This window comes from Dyadobacter sp. 32 (assembly GCF_902506755.1).
In the GTDB taxonomy this organism is placed as follows: Bacteria; Bacteroidota; Bacteroidia; order Cytophagales; family Spirosomataceae; genus Dyadobacter.
Genome location: NZ_LR735258.1, coordinates 2,547,026 through 2,567,634, shown reverse-complemented (window position 1 = coordinate 2,567,634; position 20,609 = coordinate 2,547,026). Strand labels below are relative to the sequence as shown.

Here is a 20,609-nt window from a genome sequence, read left to right as displayed (position 1 = left end):
TAACGCCAATGCCGTTAAAGCCTATGCAACGCAAATCTATGAGCACTATAAATACAAGCAAACGAACAATTGGGGTCAGCTTCGATGAATCCGGGAGGGCCCACGTGCTGCTGTGGGCACCCGATGCAAAACAAGTCGAGTTGCTTCTTTCGGGCCAGGACAAAACCGTTTCACTGACCCGTGGAGAATCGGGTTACTGGAGTGTGGAAACCAGGGCGTTGCAACCGGGCGATCTGTACTATTTTGAACTGGACGGGAAAAAGCAACTGCCCGATCCCGCGTCGCTTTCTCAGCCTGATGATGTGCACGGTGCTTCGCAGGCTCTGGATATCAATAGGTTCCGATGGACGGACGAAAATTGGCGGCATTTTCCACTGAAAAATTACATCATTTATGAAATGCATATAGGCACTTTTACGCCCGAAGGCACTTTTGCTGCTGCGGAAAAAAAGCTGGACTATTTGGTTGATCTTGGTATTACAGCCGTTGAGATCATGCCGGTGGCGCAGTTTCCCGGAGGTCGGAACTGGGGATACGACGGTGTATTTCCGTTCTGTGTCCAGCATTCCTACGGAGGCGCCCAGGGTTTACAAAGTTTTGTAAATGCCTCTCACGCCAAAGGGCTGGCGGTGGTTCTGGATGTGGTGTTTAATCATGTTGGTCCGGAAGGTAATCATCTGCAAGAGTTTGGTCCTTATTTTACCGAAAAATACCATACACCCTGGGGAAATGCGATCAATTTCGATGATGCCTGGTGTGACGGTGTGCGACGCTTTTTTGTGGAAAATGCATTGATGTGGTTCCGCGATTTTCACATCGATGCACTTCGTATGGATGCGGTGCATGCCATTAAGGATTTTAGTCCTACCCATATTTTGGGAGAAATAAGGCAGGAGGTTGATCTGTTGATTCAACAAACGGGCCGCAAGCATTATCTGATCGTGGAATTGGATCTCAATGATACCCGGTTTATCAATCCCGTAAACAAGGCAGGCTATGGTATGGATGCGCAATGGATCGATGAGTTTCATCATGCTTTGCGGGTAACTTCCGGACAGGAAAAGACCGGCTATTATTCCGACTTCAATGCCGTAGAATCACTGGCGAAGTCGTATCAGGATGCCTACGTATATGATGGTGCGTTTTCAGAACACCGCAAAAAATATTTTGGAATGAAGACGGAAAATCCGGGCGAACAGTTTGTTGTTTTTTCTCAGAACCACGACCATGTGGGGAACCGGATGCTTGGCGAGCGCACGAGTCAGCTGGTGAGTTTTGAAATGCTAAAGTTACTGGCAGGTGCCGTGTTGGTCAGCCCTTATTTACCCATGCTATTTATGGGGGAAGAATACGGAGAGAAAAATCCGTTCCAGTATTTCGTCAGCCACATCGATCCCGAACTTGCCGAGGCTGTCAGGAAAGGTCGCAAAAAGGAATTCGAAGCGTTTTACATGGACGGAGAGGCGCCCGATCCGCTGGCAGAGGACACTTTTGAGCGTTCCAAACTTCAGTGGGGATTGATCGATCAGGAGCCTCATAAGACGCTACTTCAATTTTACAAAGAGCTGATTGCCATTCGTAAGATGCAGCAGCCATTATGCGTTTTGAATCGCAGAGAAGTTTCAGTGGAGCATAACACAGAAGCCCGGGTAATTGTACTTCGGCGCCAGCATAAATTACAGGACGTCATTTGTCTGATGAATTTTTCCAAAGAGGAACAGTCAGTAGATGTGCCGGTATATGCCTCGCACTGGTGCAAATTGCTCGGCTCTTCCGACTTACGATGGAACGGTTTGCAGGATATTCCTGCCCTGGTTCCAGGTGAATTAGCATTGGCCCTTCCACCCGAATCAATTACACTTTACTCAAATAAGCATGAATAATCCCATCGCCACCTACCGTTTACAATTACACAAAGAGTTTACTTTCAAAAATCTTGAAATACTGATCCCGTATTGGCGGCAGTTGGGGGTAAGTACCCTCTATGCGTCACCGGTTTTTAAATCCACACCTGGCAGTACACACGGCTACGACGGAGTAAATCCCAATGAAATTGATCCCGAAATAGGTAGCGTTGATCACTTGAAATCCATTAGTAAGACGCTGAAAGAAAGCCACATGGGCTGGTTGCAGGACATTGTGCCCAACCACATGGCTTTTCACTCCGAAAATCCATGGCTGATGGATGTCCTGGAAAAAGGTACGCAATCGGCCTACGCCGGATTTTTCGACATTGCCTGGAACAGCCGTCTGTTTCATGGCAAGCTGATGGTTCCCTTTCTTGGATCGGATCTGGATGAGGAAGTTGAAAGCGGTAAGGTGATTATTTCCTATGAATTCAACCGACTGATGCTGGTTTACGAGGGAGCCAATTTTCCCCTCAATCCCAGGTCCTATTCTACCCTTTTTGAGTCGGATATTATAAAGCAAAACCAGGCGCTTGCACAGATAGGCTTGCAATGTAAAGAGATCAATGAGGTAGAGGAGCCGGCCGTTTTTTCTGAAAGATGGAACGAGCTCCTGTTACAGCTTGCTTCACTGATGAAAAACGAGCAGGAAAAAAGCCTGGTCGGGCAAATACTGAGCGAAGCAAACAGCGATCGGGAAAGAGTGAAACAGGTTATTGAGCAGCAAACGTATGTGTTGTGCAATGGGCAGGATACCGACCAACAGATCAATTTCCGCCGGTTTTTTACTGTAAATGGCCTGATTTGTCTGAACATTCAGGATGAAAATGTATTCACTAAATATCATGCATTAATAAAAGAACTGGTTGACGATGACGTTTTTCAGGGTTTGCGAATAGATCATATCGACGGACTTTATGATCCTTCCGGTTATCTTTCCGACCTCCGACAACTGGCCGGAGAAGAAATTTATTTGGTGGTTGAGAAAATCCTGGGCGAGGATGAAGCGCTCCCTGGGCAGTGGCCGATTCAGGGCACGACAGGTTATGAATTTCTGGCCGCGGTGAATAATTTATTCACCAGTAATAAGGCGGAGAAAATATTCACCAGTTTTTACCAGCAATTGATGGGTGAAAGTGATCCGATCCAAAAGCATCTGCTGAAAAAGAAAGCCCATATTCTGTTTGAACACATGGGGGGTGAACTGGAAAACCTGTATAGACTCCTGGTGGATCTGAATTTGGTAACTGAGCAGGATCTGGAACAGATCGGTAAGGATCAGGTGAGGAAGGCGATAGGAGAATTTCTGATTCACTTTCCGGTATACCGTTATTATGGCAACCTCATGCCACTTGACGATTCGGAAAGGGGCCTGGTGCAAAAGATATTCAATGATGTAAAAAACGCTCACGCCGAGCTGCAGAATGCCGTTGCGCTGCTGGAGAATGCACTGTTGGTAAAACCTTCCGAGGGAGATGAAGATTACAACAGTAGAGCACTGGAATTTTATCAAAGGACGATGCAGTTTACAGGTCCATTGATGGCAAAGGGGGGAGAAGATACGCTCATGTATACCTACGAGCGTTTTATCGGGCATAATGATGTGGGTGACTCGGTTGAAAGTTTTGGATTAACTACAAAACAGTTCCATCAGAAGATGATAAAGCGCCAAAAACACTGGCCACTTTCGCTGAATACAACTTCAACACATGACACAAAAAGGGGAGAGGACGTACGTGCCCGGCTGAACGTGCTTACCGATCTTCCTGAGAAATGGATTGCCAGTGTAAAACACTGGCAGGAAATTAATGCATCGCTCCGGGAGGAATTCTCAGCACCTGACGTAAATGATGAATACTTCATTTACCAAACACTGACGGGCGCTTATCCCATGCCCGGACAGGATGAGGATCATTTCGCTGAAAGGTTGGAAGAATATTTGAAAAAGGCATTGCGGGAGGCCAAAAGGAAGACCTCCTGGGCCGAACCAAATGAAGTATACGAAACAGGAAGTATACAATTTGCACGCAGACTACTGAGCAAGCACGGTGATTTTTGGAAGGATTTCGGGTCTTTCCAAAAGGAAATTTCGGACTTTGGTATCATCAATTCTCTTTCACAACTCATTTTAAAGTTTACCTGTCCGGGTATACCGGATGTGTATCAGGGGTGTGAGTTATGGGATCTAAGCCTTGTGGATCCTGATAACAGAAGGGAAGTGGATTATATAAAAAGACAAAACTGGCTGCAGGAATTTGAAAAAAATGACCGGGAAGCACTGCCTGAAAAGCTGTGGAATAACCGCAACAACGCACAGATAAAACTTTGGCTTACACAGCAATTGTATACACTGCGAAAACAAAATCCGGACCTTTTTTCAGATGGGGATTATATTCCCTTGCAGGTAAAAGGTAGCTTCAAGCATAACGTTTTTGCCTTTGCACGCATACACAAAACGGAGGTATTGGTAGTGGCTGTTCCGTTACATCTGGCTGCAGTCGCCAAGCAGGATGATTTGCCGTGGTTCGATTGGCAGGATACAAATATAGAGCTGCCAACAAGACTGCTGCCGCAATGGCAAAATATGCTGACAGGAATCAAAGAGGTACATGAAGGCCAAATCTCGTTATCGGGCATCCTAAGCAAGCTGCCCTATGTTATACTAAAGGGAAAACGACCTGAAAATGAGCGCAGTGCTGGTGTTTTAATGCACATTTCGTCTCTGTCCTCACTCTTTGGAATAGGTGATATGGGCCCCGAAGCGTTTGCTTTTGCGGACTTTCTGTATCGCAGCCATCAGCGCATCTGGCAGATGCTTCCACTGAATCCAACAGAAGCGGCACAGGGAAATTCTCCTTACAGCGCGCTGTCGAGCCGAGCAGGTAATCCTTCACTGATCAGCCCGGAGCTTTTAGTGCAGGATGGATTGCTCGAAAACTCGGATCTTGCTGAATATCATCTTCCACAGGATGGGAAAGTCGATTTTGAAAAGGCAGTGAAAAACAAAAATGCACTGCTTGAAAAGGCATTCGACACGTTTAAAAATAACCCGACGTTCTTTCCTGAGAAAGAGTTTGGCAGCTTTTCTGAACAGAATGCAGAATGGCTGGATGATTTCGCATTGTACATGGTAATCAGGGAAAAAAACGGTGAAAAACCCTGGACAGAATGGGGAGATTCACTAAAATTTCGTGATGCTGAGGCCTTAAAGGCAATAGCTGAAAATGCGTCCGAAAGAATCCGGTTTTTTAAATGGGTGCAATTCGTTTTTGATAAACAATGGAAGTCGCTTCGTACCTATTGTAACGAAAGGGATATCAAATTTTTTGGCGATCTGCCATTTTACGTGAGCTACAATTCTTCCGATGTGTGGTCGCACCGGGATCTGTTTTTACTGGATGAGAACGGGAAGATTACCGGCGTGGCCGGCGTCCCGCCCGATGCCTTTTCCGAAGACGGACAGCTCTGGGGTATGCCCGTCTTTAACTGGGATGCGCACAAAGAACAGGAGTATGCATGGTGGATTAACCGGCTTCGGAAAAATATTGAACTCTACGATCTTACCCGCCTCGATCATTTTCGTGCTTTTGCAGATTATTGGGTTGTAGCTGGCGATGAAAAAACGGCAGTAAATGGAGAATGGAAAATAGGACCTGGTTCGTCATTTCTCAACGTTGCAGAGAAAGCTTTGGGCGGACTCCCGTTTGTGGCGGAAGACCTGGGCGAGATAAGTCCTGCTGTTTACAAATTGAGGGACGAATTTAACCTTCCGGGAATGAAAGTGTTACAGTTTGCATTTGGTGAGACCATGGCGGAGTCCGAGTTTATTCCCCACAATTATACGAGCAACTTTGTCGTGTACACCGGCACGCACGACAATAATACGATCAAAGGCTGGTTTACAAAAGAGGCGGACGAAGAATCCCGTGAAAAACTCGAAGCATACGTCGGGCGTGCTGTGGATGAAGACCATGTACATGATGTAATGGCCCGGCTGGCGTATTCCTCAGTGGCTAAAATGGCTGTGATCCCCATTCAGGATTTACTCAATCTGGATGAGTCCTGTAAAATGAACAGTCCGGGATCGGGCCGGGACAACTGGACGTGGCGCTTGCTACCCGGCCAGCTCAACATCGAAGCCGAAAAACAGCTGACACTTTGGACAAAATTGTACAGTCGTGTGTAACAGGTCTGCATTTCAATAAATATTATCAGATGTATACCCTTTGGTGGCGCGTTCTCCAAGCCAGGTGTTTAAAAAGAAACTGGTGCCGGATCTCCATTTTTGTGAATGAGCCCTGCGTCAATGGCCTTAGATTCAAACCTGTGGAACGGTTTTATATAACGCACACCAATCACTTTTAAAATATTATTCAACTCAAATTAAAAATCATGAAAAAATCAATGACAACGGTGGCTTTTTTATTGGCTGTAGCCATAGGAGCCACGGCACAGACGACACCTGCACCGACAACTCCTTCGCAGACGACGAGTCCTCAATCAAGAATTCCACAAACGACAAGGCCTCGAACCTCAGGATCTCAGACAACGTCTCCACAGACAACGAGCCCTCCATCGACAAATAATACGGGGTCAACTGGTCAAAATCAAAATAACGCAAGCAATAATTTCCCTTATTCAAGCCAGGGTGCCTATAATTCTATGGATGCCACAACGCTCCCACAGGGAATCAGGTCATCCTTTGATACGGAGTACAACGGAGTGACAGGCGCAAAATGGGAAGGAAATAATGATGTATACCGAAGCTCCTTTCAACGTGACGGAAAGCAGATGTCCGTGACTTATGACAGAAACGGACAGGTACGCGAAACGCGTAGTGCCATGGAAATGACCGATTTTCCGATGGAGGTTCAGAATTCATTTAAGGGTAAAACTGCCAGCAGCCCATCTGAAATCAAAGTGGGCAATAATACGTACTATTCTGCGCAAATTAATGGTCAGGATATGTATTACGACTCGAAGGGGAAAGCTGTGAAAATGACGAAACAACCAAGAAAATAGGTTATTTTGATGAGGCTGTATCAAAATGAAAATCAGCCAAATATAGTTCTGCCAATTACTGAGTTGGTTGCTCTGGCTCCGACTTCGAACGGAACTTAATCAAGCAAAAAGAGGGTGTCTCAGATTTGAAAGCCGAAATGAACGCATCATCGGATCAACTATGGGCAAGTCTGAAAGTAAGGGAAACGTCTCTCAGCCTGGTCTTTGGCATAAGATTTTTTATTGGTCATTAATCAATTCACACAAATCAGATAAATCATGAAAAAGCATCATGAAAAGGAGAGACGGAGTATAGACAATGTAAATGAGGTTTATGACAAGGACCCGGAGGGGACCTATGCAAAAGCAGGGTCGGAAGAAACCGGATCTCTTCCGAATGATCCGGCTGAAAATGCTAAAAAGACCTCACCTGAGGAAGATGCTGGGGAAAAGGAGGATACCAAATTATCTGCCGATACACCCGATTAGATCCCTGCAATCAGATGGCTAAGGGGCCAACATCATAAGCTATATCTCCTTTTGTTAATCCAAAAAATACTGGTACAACATCATATTAACCAAAACGATAGGACTAAGAAGAGATCCGATCAAACTTTTATGGGTCTGAACTAAATACAAAAAGCACTCCCGTTAAGAGTGCTTTTTTTGCTTCGGAGTAGAGCTAATTATCTGGTTCTTAGTCTTCCGGAGTTTTTGTCATAGGTGCCAAGTGGAAAACTCAATCCCAGATTGATCCCCCAATTGTGGTTCTTAACATTAGTAGCACTGTTTTTGGTGACATCTAGGAGGCCTGCTCCATAACGGGCATCAAAGTTCAGCCAAATTTTCTCTACTAATCGGTAATTAATTCCGGCTCCAAAAGTTACACCCAGGTCAAACGGGTTGTATACCCGGTTATCCGCAGTGCCACCAATGTCATTTCCTGCTTTGTCCTTTTCAGAGATAAGAAAATTCAAATTGGGTCCCAGGAAAATTTTCGGACGTACCCTGTCGCCGAATTTTCCGAAAAAGAAAGTGGCAAAAAGGGGCAGTTGAATGTAATTTAAATTAATCTCATTGGTTTTGTTGTCGGTTTGAGCACCCAGCTGTGTAAACAAAAGCTGGCCACTGAAACCAAATCCGGTTTTTGAGCTGTAGTTATAGAATCCTCCGACGGTCAGCCCTGGTTTCCAGTTGGTATTCGATACATCCCCGCGGAAGTTTGCAATGGAAACTCCTGCCATAGGTCCTATGGAAACGTTCTCCTGGGCCGATGCAGTAAAGCTAATAAGAACGACTGCTAAAAGAATAATGCAATTTTTCATATACATAAATAATTAATGAATTTATGACATACAAGCAAATTTTGTGCCAGGAGAGGCCGTGTGGGCTTGTTTTAGGGTAACAAGCTGACTGTGAATAAAAATTAGATTACTGCAATTGGTAAACACCAGTCACATACCATACAATGGGGGTAACAAGTCTACAACTTTTCCTGGACTTTAATCCTCCCATTCATCATCCTCTGCATCGGGTTCGTTGGGGATTTGGTAGGTTTTCAAAAAAGCCTTGAGGCGGGAAGGAACCTGCCAGATCTTCAGCGTATTCCTGATATCCTTGATCTCAGCCTTCACTTCGTTGATATTGGTATTAAATTTCACAACGGCGGTGGTGAGGGAATTGATGTGTTTGGGAAGCAGTCCTGTAACCGCCGAAATGCGATGTTGTATCTTCGATTTCTCCGTTTCAAGATCCTCTACTTGTTGCTGGAGCACTTTGTTGTAATAGGTTAGCTGCGTTTTTCCGAGGTTTTCAAGATGGTTCTGATCAATGCGCTCAAACTCAATCTGTAATTTCAGTAATTCCATCAGATTGTTCTGCTGATAGGCATTCGTCACTTGCTGCATAATTTCTGTTTTACGCAGTTTTTCGGTCTCGTCTGTTTCTCTGTCAGGATGAAAGGCTTTTACCAGATCCATGTAAACGGTACGAACCGATCGGGTTGTTTTTTGTCTATCCAGGTTTAATTTTCCCTGCTCTTTAAGTTTTTCAAAACGCTGCTCCTCTTTGATCTGGTGTTGCTCTACTTCATCCAGGTCATGAAACTCAATCAAAGATTCGGCATTTTGCCCGATCAGCGCAGCGGGTACCTGTTGTTTGGAAATGCGGTCATTGTACTCGGCGAGTGCCGTGTCGAAATCGGTATCGCTGTATCTGTCGTAAATGGGACGCAGCGCTTCAAATCCGTGGTTGAGGATGAGATCGAATGAGGTTTCGGTAATCAGATAGGCCAGTTTGGTTTGATATATTTTTCGGAACAGGTCTGCGGAATAAGTCCGGTCCATGATGTGCACCATTTCCACCCGGTAAGTCTGATATTCTAATACCAATGGATTCAGATCCTTGGGAATGCGTTCCAGTATCTGGTCATAGACCATGTTAAGTTCCGGAATTAACTGGTCCAGCTGCTGGATTTTTTCAGTAAGCAGGTTGAATTCTTTTTGCCTTTTGTTGAGACCGGTATTGGATTGACCGATGCGGAGCACTGAGTCTGTTTTTGTCATGATAGGTTAGCTATTGGCACGCGGCGTTTAGCATGTATGGTATTTTAGGAACCAAAATTACTAAACTATTATGGCTTCTACCACGAATTTAATGGAACTGCCGCGCGGCGGACCGCTGAGAGCTGTTCGCCGCTGGCTATTGGCTTTTTTTTGCTTCTTCACATAAGAGGGTAGTTGAAAAGGTGGCCTGATTCAGCATAGTAAGGATATCCAACGGCGACAATGACACAGTTCAAGGATAGCAATGACGCTTTATGGATCGGAAAGATTATAAGCCCAACTCCTGGTAAGAGATTAGAACAATGGCAACTACAGCCAGCACGAGTCCGAACCTGTTCAGGTTGCTGAGACTTTCCCGATAAATCAGCCATGCCGCAAGAGCGGATACTAGCATCGTGAGAATGTTGTAGATGGGGAATACAAATGCGGCGCTGTTACCAAATGAAGACAAGGCCAAAAGCAAAAAGTACAAAGATAGGAAATTGGGTACACCGAGTATAAATCCGCCAATCACACTCCGCACAGCCAGTTTTTCTTTTCCTATCAATAATTTATACACCAGTATGGTAGTCCCTACAAGCACTGCGCCAATGCATGCAATGATCATGAAAATGGTTGTTTGTCCCGGGCCGTAATATTTGGACGAAAGAAAATTGATGAGTGTATTGTTGGTTCCGCTTCCAATAAATGACAGTAATGGAAAGAGCCAGAACAGTGTGGTGGCAGAGGGAATGAGGTCACCGGTTTTCTCTTTGGACGTGTTTTGAATAGCTCCGAAGGCCAGTGCAAAAAGTGCTGTCAGCAGTCCCGCATAGTTGAGCAGGGTGAATTCTTTATTATTGTTTTTAAGAACAAATAATCCAAAAAGCACAGGAATTACCAGCGACATATTGCCGGCCAGTGACGCCGCCGTTACGCTGACTTTCTGTGCCGTAAGTCCGATGAGTACAAAAACAATGACAAACAAAGTGCCCAGTGATAAGGTAAGAAGGGTTCCCTCTGAGGTCCAGTTGAGCTGCTTAAATACACCAATGTCTGGCGTTAGTACAAGGCCTGTCAATACACAGGCGTAGTAATTAAAAACGATGGCATGAAATGAATTAACCCGATACTGCGGATAGGAGCGCATAATCAAATACAGCATCACGGTGAAGAGTACGGATAGTGCAAAGTAGAGCATAGCAGTTTTGGGTTATTACGGCTGTCACAGATGGCTTTTGGCCAACACCTGATCGATTACACGAGGGAAATGAAAATGTTCAAGCGCGTGTATTTTGGTAGCTACATCATCGGCCTGATCGCTTTCCAGTACCTCGCAGCTTGCCTGAAAAATGATGTTTCCTTCGTCGTAGCGTTCGTTGACATAATGGATGGTGATTCCTGATTCTTTCTCCTTCGCGGCCACCACTGCCTCGTGTACGAATTGTCCATACATGCCTTTTCCGCCATATTTGGGAAGCAGTGCGGGATGGATATTCACCATGCGATTTGCAAAAGATTTTACCAGGAAATCGGGTATCAGCATCATAAATCCGGCCAGCACAATGAGGTCGATGCTTTCGTTTTGAAGCAGTTTGGAGATTCGTTCGGTTTCGTAAAATGTAGTTCTGTCGAAAATTACAACAGGGATGTGAAGTCTGCGGGCACGTTGTATCACGCCGGCTTGCGGATTATTGGTTAAAATCAGGCTTATTTCTACGTCCGGTCGTTCTGAAAAATATTCTGCTATTTTTTCAGCATTTGAGCCTGAACCTGATGCGAAGATGGCGATGCGTTTCATTTTGGTGACTATCGGCTGTGGGCGGTTGGCTTTCAGCAATTAATGAATTCCTTGGTAAGTGATATAAAACAAAGGCTTCCGTTGGTATGCCGAAAGCCGTTGTGACGGAAAAATAATGGTTTGGACTCAGTATATCTTAGTGAGTTCACTGTACCCCATGAGTTTGCCTTTGCGGTAGGACTCAGACTTTACATCCCAGAGCACCCCAGGAGCACGATAAGAAACCGTATTCATCTCGAATTTCATATTCATACCCATGAGTGTTTCCATGGTCATGTCAGAAGTGATTTTGGATGCGTCAAAGGTACCGGCAGGGGTAGTAATCTTTTCCTGCGCTGCAACATTACGGTTATGAATCAGCATTTTAAATGTGATGGCCAGTGGACCCGACTTGCCTTCACCTTTTACAGAGGCGTCCTTTAATTTTTGACCAACAGATAGTTTGGCAGGGTACTCAATATTGTCGTACGTAAACTTCATATCCATATTCTCAAAAGATTTCATCTGTTCCGTGCTGACCAATGAACTCGCGTCGAGCAGGATGCTGTTGCCGTCACAAATCATTTTATACGTGTTTTTCATTTCAGACTTCCCCTTTGCGCTGAAAGATTCGAATTCAATGGTCACGGCTGTTTTGCCATCCTGAGCGCTCACATTTACAATTTTGTAAACAAGCTTTCCCGTCGACTTTCCTTTGCCATCGTAATTATTCATCTCAAATCCGCTGCCAGCTTTTACCCCGACACCAACGCAATCCTGAGCATACGAGGCGATGCTGATCAGGATGCCAAACAAGCTTAAGAATAAATTTTTCATCATCGTATCGAGTTATTTTTATTAGGATTGAAATAAGAAAATCTATACAACAGGGCCATTCAGCCTAGCGAGCATATAGGAGATATGCCCGGTGCTTAGAAAATAAATGGCCTTCCGGAGGTATGACTTTACACGGATCCATTTGGGAGACTCGTCAATATTTCCTTTTTTACGGTAGTGTTCACTTATTCGGGTTCTTTCATTGCTGTAAGCGGGTGTGATCAGCGTGGTTTTGGACGTGGAATGTATCCTGAAAGCACCCCAGAAGCCTTCTACATAGCGCGGCTTACTTTTACCATCCTCGGTATACCGGCACATAAATTCGTAGTCGAAGGAATAATTATAGTTTTCGTCGAAGTAGCCATAATCCTTGAAAATGGATGGTTTCCAGAACATCGCCTGATTGTGCATCTGCATGCCCAAATAAAGATGCTCCACATACGAATAGGGAGTCATTCGCATGGTATTGGTTATGTCGTCGTTTTCATCTACGATATAGATGTTGCCAAAGAAAAGCGCACTTTCCGGCGATTCTTTGTAGGCCTTGGCAAGCTCAAAAAATGCATTGGGTGCGAACAGGTCATCGGCATTCTGAAAGCCGATGATGTCTCCGGTAGCATGCTTAAAGCCATGGTTAATCGCGGCAGTCTGCCCGCGGTTAATGCCATCACTCAGCAGAATGATCTGATCGCCATATTTTTTTATAATCTCATTGCTGTTATCCTTGGAAGCGTCATCTACAATGATGTACTCGAGATTGGGGTAATTTTGGTTCAGTACGCTTAAAATTGTTCTTTCAATAAACGCTTCCTGGCCGTAAGACGGAGTGATCAGTGAAATCTTGGGATAGTCATTTTTATTCAAGGCTTTCTTCTGATCGGATGGAATACGCTTTGAGACAAATTCGCTTAACTGCATGTTACAAAAGTGATGTGAGTGTTTTGACAAACGGACTGCAAAAGTAAGGAATCAAAGCAGTTTATTCCTAATTTTGAACACATTGAAAGTGTGTACCACAAATCCTTTTCGCGTCAAATGACTGTGCGGCTTGCGGGCTTCACAAAACAAGCCCGTGCTATCCGTAAGTTTACGAGGGTATGACAGCGTTAGGGCTTTTGAATGATGCAAGTGCCTGATTTATCCCTGAAAATGTTATTTGCGACTGGTTTGTAATGCATTGCATAGGACGATGCTTTTTATGTACACTAAAATTTCATTATAGCCGGGAAGATTTGGCGAGTAGAATAGAGCCCAAATTGAATTAAATAATTTCAAGCCTACTTCTAAAACTCAGATATGGAACGCAGAACATTTTTAAAGACCGTTACCCTTTCAGGATTGAGTCTGTATGGTGCGGGGATGGGGCATGCTCCACTGAAAGTACCGGTTAGGGCGATCACAAAAGGGCCTGGATTCCACTGGTTTGGGTATTATGATAAGCTTCAGTTTGATCCTTCCAACCGGTATGTTCTCGGCATGCGTGTGGGTTTTGAGGGGCGATCACCACGGGCCACGGATGTCATCGAGATTGGCATGATCGATCTGAAAAAAGGGGATAAGTGGACGAGACTGGGTGAAAGCCGTGCCTGGGGCTGGCAGCAGGGATGTATGCTCCAATGGATCCCTGGCTCCCGATCGGAAGTGATCTGGAACGATCGGGTGGGTGACCAATACGTAAGTCATGTCGTGGATGTATTCTCCGGTAAAAAGAGAACATTGCCAAAAGCGATCTACGCACTTGATCCGAAAGGGTTGTGGGCAGTGGGGACGGAATTTAGCAGGATTCAGGATTTACGGCCCGGTTATGGCTATGCAGGTATTACAGATCCCTTTTTCAACGAAAAGGCACCGGATGGGGTAGGGATTTACCGCATAGATCTGAAAACAGGGGCTTCCACACTTTTAATGTCGTTTGCTCAGGCTTCTGCCATAGCGCACAAAGGTGAATCCGTGACCGATAATTTTCACTGGTTCAATCATCTTTTGGTCAACAACGACGGGAGCAGGATTACATTTTTACACCGTTGGCGTGCGCAAAGGGAGGACAGACAGATCATGGCTGCCCGGAACTTTGTTACCCGAATGTTCACCATCAATCCCGATGGTACAGATCCGTTTATTATAGATCCTTCTGGTTTTACTTCACACTTTATTTGGCGTGATCCGGATCATATCTGTGCTTTTACGAAACCTGAAAACCAGAACAGTGCGTTCTACATACTGGAGGACCACACTGGGCGTATCGAACGGATCGTGACGGACAAAATGCCTGTAAACGGGCATCAGACTTACATTCCGGGACATGAAAACGCCTGGTTGATGAGCGACAATTACCGAAACAAAACCAACCCAAACCAGACACCCTATTTATATCACATTCCAACGGACAGGCGTGTCGATCTGGGCCACTTTCCCGCTGGGGGTGAGTATGTAGGAGAATGGCGGTGCGACCTGCATCCTCGCAGCAGTAACGACGGGAAATATGCCTGTATAGACTCGCCGCACGGAGGAAATGGCAGGCAATTGTACCTGCTGGACTTGTCGGAAGTTTTTGGTTAACCTAGTGCCCGCCAGTTTCTGATCGTGTAATCGAATAAGTTCTATCCTTGGCGACCTGGATTTTTCCAATTGTTTCTTCCGTGGGCTTTGGCTTTTGCGCCTTTTCCATCACCTCCTTAAGTTCAGTGGAAAGCGCTATTACGCGTTTTGAAAAACGTACTGCTTTATCGTTGTCAACGATGGTTGAAGTATAAAAATGTACGCCCAGAGCGTTTTTGCTTATAGAGTCTGCCAGTTTATTAATCTCGTGGAGATATTGAGATTCACAATTGTCCATAGGTTTGGTGTGTTTTTGGTTTAGAATAGAGGATAATTTTGTGACCTACGCATTTTCCGGGTAAATGGATTACCAGAGGGCAAAATTTATAAGGAATTATGATCTGCCCAGGGTGAATTAATACGGGTAGCTATGGATTTTAGCCGCATGGATTTCAATGTAATCCATAGTACTTGTAATTATGACACTCGTACCATATTTGTTTGAAAAATTATTAAAAAAATTAGAAATGAGATATTGAAAAGTAGAGTTAGTTTTGTTCTTAGAACTTTATCTATGGAAACCCCGGCTCCTGTTTATGGTTGGGAACAATTTTAATACAAAATACCATCGTATGTGTGGGTTGCACATACTTGCACGGAACTAATTGCTCTTAAGGTATTATGGTAAGGATTCTCCAAATATCCAATATTGTTGCACTGATCGTAATGGTTGTGATGAATTATCTGTCAAATACAGGCATTTTCAATGGCAATACCATGGCTACGGTATCTGCTTCTTATCAAAATTTGTTTACCCCGGCGGGTTATGCTTTTTCAATCTGGGGACTTATTTACATCGGACTGGCTTCCTTTGTCATTTACCAGAGTAAGGGGCTGTTCGGTCCCTCGGAGCCCCGCTCCGTCGTTTCAAAGATAGGCTGGGCTTTTGTTGTTTCCTGCATAGCAAATTGTTTGTGGATTTTGGCCTGGCTTTACGACTTTACCGGGTTGTCTGTACTCATCATGATTGTCTTACTGTTATCCCTGTTGCTTATTGTCCTACGCGTGAGGCTGGAGCTTGATCTCATTCCGTTAAAAAAAATCGCATTTGAGTGGTGGCCATTTGCTATTTACGTGGGATGGATAGCCGTTGCTTTAATCGCCAATATCGCAGCATACCTTACCAAAATGGAGTGGACAGGATTTGGAATTTCGGCTGTCAGCTGGACCGTGGTTATGATCGGTATTGCGGCAGTTCTCAATCTGTACCTGACATGGCGTCGCAATATGCGGGAATCCGCCATGGTGGGAGCCTGGGCGCTTATTGCCATCTTTGTGGCAAACCGGAATCAAAATGAAACGGTTGCAATCTCTGCGCTAATTGCGGCCGCGATTCTCGTAATCAGCGGAGCGGTTCATGGTTATCGAAACCGCGGAAAATATTTTCTGCCTGAAAGTGAGATAAAGAACTAGCGATTCCCCTGACCTTACAGGTTATTTATATCGGGCGACAAGTAAAAAGAAGCCTTGCCTTTACTTATTCCGGTAAGTGATCATAAACCAACCTGAAATTCAAACCTTCCCGATGTCTAAGGCACTTTGCGGTAGAATATTTTATTCGTTTAAAAATATTAATCTGCTTGTTTTTACGCTGCTAGCCAATGTTGCCTTCGGTCGTATTTCTGAAAGGGAGAATGTAGCACCGGCTGATCCGATAGAATTATATATTTCGCCAAAGGGTAAGGATAGCAATGCGGGAACCCGTTCTTCACCTTTGCAGAGCCTTGAAGGGGCCCGGCAGCGGCTTCGCACTTTGAGGAAGTCTCATCCAGGGAGGCCGGCAATCGTGAGGGTGAGAGGAGGGGCGTACTCTTTGGAAAAGCCTGTGCTGTTTAGTGCGGAAGACGCAGGGGACGAGCAGACATCCGTAGTGTACAGGGCTGAGCATGGAGAGCAACCGGTTTTCTCAGGAAGTAAAAAATTGGTGAATTGGAAAAGGACACAGGATACCAATGTGCTGAAACGCCTGGATCCAATGGTGCGCGGCAAGGTGTATGTGACCAACCTGAAGGCAGTAGGAATAACAGATTTTGGAGATCCGACCGACCTGGGGTCCAGACCAGAATTGTTTTGCAATTTGCAACTCCAGACTCTGGCGCGCTGGCCCAACTCGGGGCTTACCACATCCGGACTGGTAAAAGGAGCAACGCCATTGCCACCCACCTATATGGCTAAGCGTGGCACAAAGGAGGGCGACTTTGAATATCTGGCACAACGCCAGAATCGCTGGGCGCAGGAAAAGGATCCAAGGCTTGGCGGGTATTGGTATTGGGACTGGAGTGAGCAGTTTCAGAAAGTGGACCGAATCGATTCCCTCACCAAAACCATCCATGTCCGTCCGCCTTACCACAATTATGGCTACAAGGACAGCCTTCATTATTTTGGTCTGAACCTGTTTTGCGAAATCGACAGTCCGGGGGAATGGTATCTCGACAGAAGTTCCGGATTACTTTACTGGTACCCGCCTGCGGGTGTGGATCCGGCTAAAGCGGATGTACGTCTGTCGCTTTTTTCTGCACCTTTTATGATCGAAATGAATGGCTGTGTTAATCTTACTCTGGAAGGATTGGCTTTTGAAGAAGGTCGCGGCAGTGCGGTAAAGCTATTGGAAGGTAGCCATTGCAGGTTAATCGAGTGTCGGATCGAGCGGTTTGGGCAAGATGGTATACATGTAGAAAAAGGGCTTAATCATGGTATATCAGGTTGTTTACTCCGGAATTTTGGTTGTGGCGGGATCAAAATCTCAGGAGGCGACCGGAAGCTCCTGACCCCAGCCGGGCATTTTATTGAGAATACCGTAGTAGAGCATTTTTCATTATTCAAAAGAACTTACCAGCCCGCGGTGCACCTGGATGGGTGCGGGATACGGCTTAGTCATAACCGATTTAGTTTTTCGTCATCTTCTGCGTTTCGTCTGGAGGGTAACGACATGGTGATCGAATATAATGAGATTAGCAACGTGGTCAATGAATCGGATGATCAGGGCGGGCTGGACGTGTTCTATAATCCTTCTTATCAGGGAAATGTGGTGAGGTATAATCATTGGTCGGATATCTCCGGGGGCACGCTCCATGGTGCGGCGGGGGTCAGGCTGGATGACATGATCTCGGGTTTCAGGATATATGGAAATGTATTTGAAAGGTGTGGAGCCAGGCATTTCGGCGGCGTGCAGATACACGGCGGGAAAGACAATCTGGTCGAAAACAATGTATTTTTTGCATGCCCCGTCGGCGTAAGCTTCTCTACCTGGAAAAATGAAAGATGGCTCAATGAACTGGAGTCGCCTACTATAAAAAAACGAATCTATGAGGACGTTGATATTCGCTCTGCGGTGTATACTGACAAGTATCCGCTATTAAAGGATTTAAGGGTCAACCCCAATGTAAATACGGTGGTAAACAATCTGATGGTCGATACGAAGCAGGTGATCAAGGGAGGTGGTCAGGTACAAATCATCCGGAACAACACATCGATTGCGTCGAATGGCAAATCATTAGAACAACTGTGCAGCACCCAATTCCTCAAAAGTGTAGGACTGGAACCGATACCATTGGCTGAAATGGGCCCTGTGAAGAATAAATGGCTGACTCGAAACAAACAAAAATAAAAAATGCCAGCCCAGTGAGCTGGCAAAATGATGAAGAATGCCGTCCGCAATATTCCATTATTACTTTTTACCTGCAAAGGAGCGGAGCATCCAGGTGTTCTTTTCTTTGAATTGCATAAAACGATTTACCATATCGTTGGTTCCGTCGTCTCCGGCCTTGTCCGACGCTTCAAGTAAATCCCGCTCCAGAGAGATCAGTGTGGCCATATCATCGAGAATGGCGTCCACCATATCCAGGTCTTTCAGCCCGATTGTGTCAATTTCTTTAATCTTCGATTCTTTAATGTAGTCGGCAAATCGGCTGTGTGGCGGCTTGCCCAATGTGAGAACCCTTTCGGCTATTTCGTCGATGGTGAGTTGCGCACTGGTGTAAAGCTCCTCAAACTTTACGTGAAGGGTGAAGAAGTTCTGGCCTTTGATATTCCAATGGCACCCTCTTAGTTTTTGATAATGAACATGGTAATTGGCAAGGTAGTCATTCAATAGATCCACGACGGGTTTAACCTCGGCTTCTACCAGGCTGATGTTTTTGGCATCCATAATTGTAAAGGATTAAAGTAATTATATAACGTATAGTCATAAAAACCGTACCAGACGGAATTCTAAGCATAGTTACTGTCTGCCGGGCTCGTTGAGCTCGAAATAAGTGGTCAGATCGATAATATTTGAGACCCCCAATTTTTCGAAAATCTTCGCTTTATACGTGCTCACGGATGACGGTGATAAGTGAATGTGGTCGCTTATGCTTTTGGTTGACAGGCCTTTTGAGAGGAGTTTGGCTACTTCCAGTTCTTTGTCAGATAGTTTTTCTGAGATGGAGTCCTGGTTGCCTCTGGAGTTAAAAAGGATTCCAAATGCATTTTGCAGCACAGATGGACTGGCATATATCCGCCCACCCATGACCTGGTCAACCGCGGTTTTGAAATCTTCATTCGGAGCCGTTTTCGAAATATACCCATTGGCTCCCGCTTTGAGGAACGGCAAAGCATAGAGTTGTTCATCATAACTGGAACAGACCAGAATCGGCAGGTTGGGTTGTTTTAATCGCACCGAATTGACCATGCCTACTTTATCTCCGCCAGGCAGATTGATATCCATGACCAGTAGATCAAATTTTTGTTTTTCCAGTGCCAACAGCGTTTTATTGAAATCATCAGTAGCAAAGATAACAGCGCTCGGCAAATGCGCGTTGAGAAGATGCTGAATGCCCATCAAAACCAACGGATGATCTTCCGCTATGAGGATTTTTGCACACATTATTAACGAAAGAGAAGTTTTCACAAAATTGAGATACGTAAAAGTACTGAAAATGAATGGTAGAATTAATTCTTCACGTGATAAATTCGTTAAATAAACGAATGAAAAAATTCATCCCTCTTTTTAATTATTTACAGCCCCGGAGTGCATCTGAAGGGCTACTTTTGTGCCATAAACGAGATCGGTGTCCTATGACAATAGCGACCTTCGACTTCGGTGTTTTTCTCATCTATTTGTGGGAAAACGTGCACATTCATCATCAACTTCTATGAACCACAACGATCATTCAACAGGAGGGTTATCCTGATGATTGTATCCTTTTAATCAGTGGAATATAATCAGCTGAATGGTTTAAATAATTTATCATAACGTTGAGTAAAGTGATCATCCTCCTGATTCTGTCGGGGGGCTTGATTTTTTTTCAGCACATTGTTTGCGGAATCAGATACTAAAATGAAAATTGCGTCAATAGATAAGCATCCGATTATGAGAGCCGGATTGTCTGTGTTTCTTAAAACTCATTTTAAGGGAATTACAGTAATCGAGGCCGAATGCCTGTATTCCTATCTGGCAACCGATGTTTTTCATGCTCCTGATATTATTATTATAGGGCTGGCGGAAGAATCGGCTGGGATTGATATGGGAATATTGGGACGGATGATGCAGCAAAATCCAGACACATCCTTTGTCGTTTATGACGGTCGTCCGCAGGCGGATCTCGCTGTGGCCTGTTTACAGGCCGGAGTTAAAGGATATCTTTTAAAAAGTAACAATCTTAACGAACTGGTTCAATGTATGGAATCTGTGATCAATGGTCATCACTATATATGTAACGAGTTTGAGAGCATTGCAAAGGAAGAATGCCACGAGTTGCTGGCCAAAAGCAAGCTCAATACCTGGTGTATCGGGGCCAATCGGTCTGGTATCTAATGCCTGATCCTGTCGGCACGCTTAGGCAAATAATTTCTTCCCCGGATATCTACCACCCCCGCGGTCATTGAGCGCTGAATCCTTACGCCTTTTGCACGCATAACGTGTAATAACCTGAGCGATCATCCTAATATGTGCAACGCCTCATG

General features: G+C 45.0%; 17 protein-coding genes. 8 read left to right on the top strand and 9 right to left on the bottom strand.

Translation table 11 applies throughout. The annotated features are described in order from the left end of the window. Window positions 1–38: 38 nt before the first annotated feature. From treZ to DYADSP32_RS10325, 4 genes are all read left to right on the top strand, one after another. Window positions 39–1,883: a malto-oligosyltrehalose trehalohydrolase gene (gene treZ / locus DYADSP32_RS10340; RefSeq protein WP_149242805.1), complete on the top strand. Its 1,845-nt coding sequence runs from the start codon at window positions 39–41 to the stop codon at window positions 1,881–1,883. Further along, the gene (gene treY, locus DYADSP32_RS10335) at window positions 1,876–6,093 is read left to right on the top strand and encodes a malto-oligosyltrehalose synthase (RefSeq protein WP_149242806.1); all 4,218 of its coding nucleotides are present in this window, start codon (window positions 1,876–1,878) and stop codon (window positions 6,091–6,093) included. Before treZ ends, treY begins: the two co-directional genes overlap by 8 nt. A 206-nt stretch (window positions 6,094–6,299) precedes the next feature. Next, window positions 6,300–6,929 carry a hypothetical protein gene (locus DYADSP32_RS10330; protein ID WP_149242807.1) on the top strand — a complete coding sequence of 210 codons (630 nt, stop codon included), beginning with the start codon at window positions 6,300–6,302 and terminating at the stop codon, window positions 6,927–6,929. Between the two features lie 258 nt (window positions 6,930–7,187). Then, on the top strand, window positions 7,188–7,397 hold the full coding sequence (locus DYADSP32_RS10325) for a hypothetical protein (protein WP_149242808.1): 210 nt from the start codon (window positions 7,188–7,190) through the stop codon (window positions 7,395–7,397). A gap of 197 nt (window positions 7,398–7,594) precedes the next feature. Here the strand turns inward: DYADSP32_RS10325 and DYADSP32_RS10320 are convergent, their stop codons facing one another. From DYADSP32_RS10320 to DYADSP32_RS10295, 6 genes are all read right to left on the bottom strand, one after another. Beyond that, window positions 7,595–8,233: a porin family protein gene (locus DYADSP32_RS10320; RefSeq protein ID WP_149242809.1), complete on the bottom strand. Its 639-nt coding sequence runs from the start codon at window positions 8,231–8,233 to the stop codon at window positions 7,595–7,597. A gap of 177 nt (window positions 8,234–8,410) precedes the next feature. Further along, window positions 8,411–9,472: a hypothetical protein gene (locus tag DYADSP32_RS10315; protein WP_149242810.1), complete on the bottom strand. Its 1,062-nt coding sequence runs from the start codon at window positions 9,470–9,472 to the stop codon at window positions 8,411–8,413. A gap of 268 nt (window positions 9,473–9,740) precedes the next feature. Then, window positions 9,741–10,652 carry a hypothetical protein gene (locus tag DYADSP32_RS10310; protein ID WP_149242811.1) on the bottom strand — a complete coding sequence of 304 codons (912 nt, stop codon included), beginning with the start codon at window positions 10,650–10,652 and terminating at the stop codon, window positions 9,741–9,743. Window positions 10,653–10,676: 24 nt separating this feature from the next. After that, window positions 10,677–11,252, bottom strand: coding sequence for a phosphoribosylglycinamide formyltransferase (gene purN, locus DYADSP32_RS10305; protein WP_149242812.1), 576 nt, complete (start codon window positions 11,250–11,252; stop codon window positions 10,677–10,679). Window positions 11,253–11,378: 126 nt separating this feature from the next. Further along, window positions 11,379–12,071, bottom strand: a complete 693-nt coding sequence (locus DYADSP32_RS10300; protein WP_149242813.1) for a hypothetical protein — start codon at window positions 12,069–12,071, stop codon at window positions 11,379–11,381. A 39-nt stretch (window positions 12,072–12,110) separates the two neighbouring features. Continuing rightward, window positions 12,111–12,986, bottom strand: coding sequence for a glycosyltransferase family 2 protein (locus DYADSP32_RS10295; RefSeq protein ID WP_149242814.1), 876 nt, complete (start codon window positions 12,984–12,986; stop codon window positions 12,111–12,113). Between the two features lie 378 nt (window positions 12,987–13,364). Between DYADSP32_RS10295 and DYADSP32_RS10290 the strand changes: the two genes are divergently transcribed. Then, window positions 13,365–14,627: a hypothetical protein gene (locus tag DYADSP32_RS10290; RefSeq protein ID WP_149242815.1), complete on the top strand. Its 1,263-nt coding sequence runs from the start codon at window positions 13,365–13,367 to the stop codon at window positions 14,625–14,627. Between the two features lies 1 nt (window position 14,628). On the opposite strand, the gene DYADSP32_RS10285 is transcribed toward DYADSP32_RS10290, so the two are convergent. After that, window positions 14,629–14,904: a hypothetical protein gene (locus DYADSP32_RS10285; RefSeq protein WP_149242816.1), complete on the bottom strand. Its 276-nt coding sequence runs from the start codon at window positions 14,902–14,904 to the stop codon at window positions 14,629–14,631. 383 nt (window positions 14,905–15,287) lie between these two features. Between DYADSP32_RS10285 and DYADSP32_RS10280 the strand changes: the two genes are divergently transcribed. Both DYADSP32_RS10280 and DYADSP32_RS10275 read left to right on the top strand, forming a co-directional pair. Continuing rightward, window positions 15,288–16,079: a tryptophan-rich sensory protein gene (locus tag DYADSP32_RS10280; RefSeq protein ID WP_149242817.1), complete on the top strand. Its 792-nt coding sequence runs from the start codon at window positions 15,288–15,290 to the stop codon at window positions 16,077–16,079. Window positions 16,080–16,191: 112 nt separating this feature from the next. Next, complete coding sequence (locus DYADSP32_RS10275; RefSeq protein WP_149242818.1) at window positions 16,192–18,273, top strand: right-handed parallel beta-helix repeat-containing protein; 2,082 nt, start codon at window positions 16,192–16,194, stop codon at window positions 18,271–18,273. Window positions 18,274–18,333: 60 nt separating this feature from the next. Here DYADSP32_RS10275 and DYADSP32_RS10270 read toward each other — a convergent pair whose 3' ends face one another. Together DYADSP32_RS10270 and DYADSP32_RS10265 are read right to left on the bottom strand one after the other, a co-directional pair. Further along, window positions 18,334–18,813, bottom strand: coding sequence for a Dps family protein (locus DYADSP32_RS10270; RefSeq protein WP_149242819.1), 480 nt, complete (start codon window positions 18,811–18,813; stop codon window positions 18,334–18,336). A 72-nt stretch (window positions 18,814–18,885) separates the two neighbouring features. Further along, window positions 18,886–19,530 (bottom strand): response regulator transcription factor, encoded by a 645-nt coding sequence (locus DYADSP32_RS10265; RefSeq protein ID WP_149242820.1) that lies wholly within the window; start codon window positions 19,528–19,530, stop codon window positions 18,886–18,888. 453 nt (window positions 19,531–19,983) lie between these two features. On the opposite strand from DYADSP32_RS10265, the gene DYADSP32_RS10260 reads away from it, so the two are divergent. Then, window positions 19,984–20,460: a response regulator transcription factor gene (locus DYADSP32_RS10260; protein WP_149242821.1), complete on the top strand. Its 477-nt coding sequence runs from the start codon at window positions 19,984–19,986 to the stop codon at window positions 20,458–20,460. Window positions 20,461–20,609 lie beyond the last annotated feature (149 nt).

Bases quoted from the DNA above. Each gene is read 5' to 3' on its own strand.
- DYADSP32_RS10295 (WP_149242814.1), bottom strand. From the start codon at position 12,986: ATGCAGTTAAGCGAATTTGTCTCAAAGCGTATTCCATCCGATCAGAAG.
- DYADSP32_RS10320 (WP_149242809.1), bottom strand. From the start codon at position 8,233: ATGAAAAATTGCATTATTCTTTTAGCAGTCGTTCTTATTAGCTTTACT.
- DYADSP32_RS10290 (WP_149242815.1), top strand. From the start codon at position 13,365: ATGGAACGCAGAACATTTTTAAAGACCGTTACCCTTTCAGGATTGAGT.
- DYADSP32_RS10300 (WP_149242813.1), bottom strand. From the start codon at position 12,071: ATGATGAAAAATTTATTCTTAAGCTTGTTTGGCATCCTGATCAGCATC.
- purN (WP_149242812.1), bottom strand. From the start codon at position 11,252: ATGAAACGCATCGCCATCTTCGCATCAGGTTCAGGCTCAAATGCTGAA.
- DYADSP32_RS10310 (WP_149242811.1), bottom strand. From the start codon at position 10,652: ATGCTCTACTTTGCACTATCCGTACTCTTCACCGTGATGCTGTATTTG.
- DYADSP32_RS10285 (WP_149242816.1), bottom strand. From the start codon at position 14,904: ATGGACAATTGTGAATCTCAATATCTCCACGAGATTAATAAACTGGCA.
- DYADSP32_RS10275 (WP_149242818.1), top strand. From the start codon at position 16,192: ATGTCTAAGGCACTTTGCGGTAGAATATTTTATTCGTTTAAAAATATT.
- DYADSP32_RS10325 (WP_149242808.1), top strand. From the start codon at position 7,188: ATGAAAAAGCATCATGAAAAGGAGAGACGGAGTATAGACAATGTAAAT.
- DYADSP32_RS10265 (WP_149242820.1), bottom strand. From the start codon at position 19,530: ATGTGTGCAAAAATCCTCATAGCGGAAGATCATCCGTTGGTTTTGATG.
- DYADSP32_RS10260 (WP_149242821.1), top strand. From the start codon at position 19,984: ATGAAAATTGCGTCAATAGATAAGCATCCGATTATGAGAGCCGGATTG.
- DYADSP32_RS10330 (WP_149242807.1), top strand. From the start codon at position 6,300: ATGAAAAAATCAATGACAACGGTGGCTTTTTTATTGGCTGTAGCCATA.
- DYADSP32_RS10280 (WP_149242817.1), top strand. From the start codon at position 15,288: ATGGTAAGGATTCTCCAAATATCCAATATTGTTGCACTGATCGTAATG.
- DYADSP32_RS10270 (WP_149242819.1), bottom strand. From the start codon at position 18,813: ATGGATGCCAAAAACATCAGCCTGGTAGAAGCCGAGGTTAAACCCGTC.
- DYADSP32_RS10315 (WP_149242810.1), bottom strand. From the start codon at position 9,472: ATGACAAAAACAGACTCAGTGCTCCGCATCGGTCAATCCAATACCGGT.
- treZ (WP_149242805.1), top strand. From the start codon at position 39: ATGAGCACTATAAATACAAGCAAACGAACAATTGGGGTCAGCTTCGAT.
- treY (WP_149242806.1), top strand. From the start codon at position 1,876: ATGAATAATCCCATCGCCACCTACCGTTTACAATTACACAAAGAGTTT.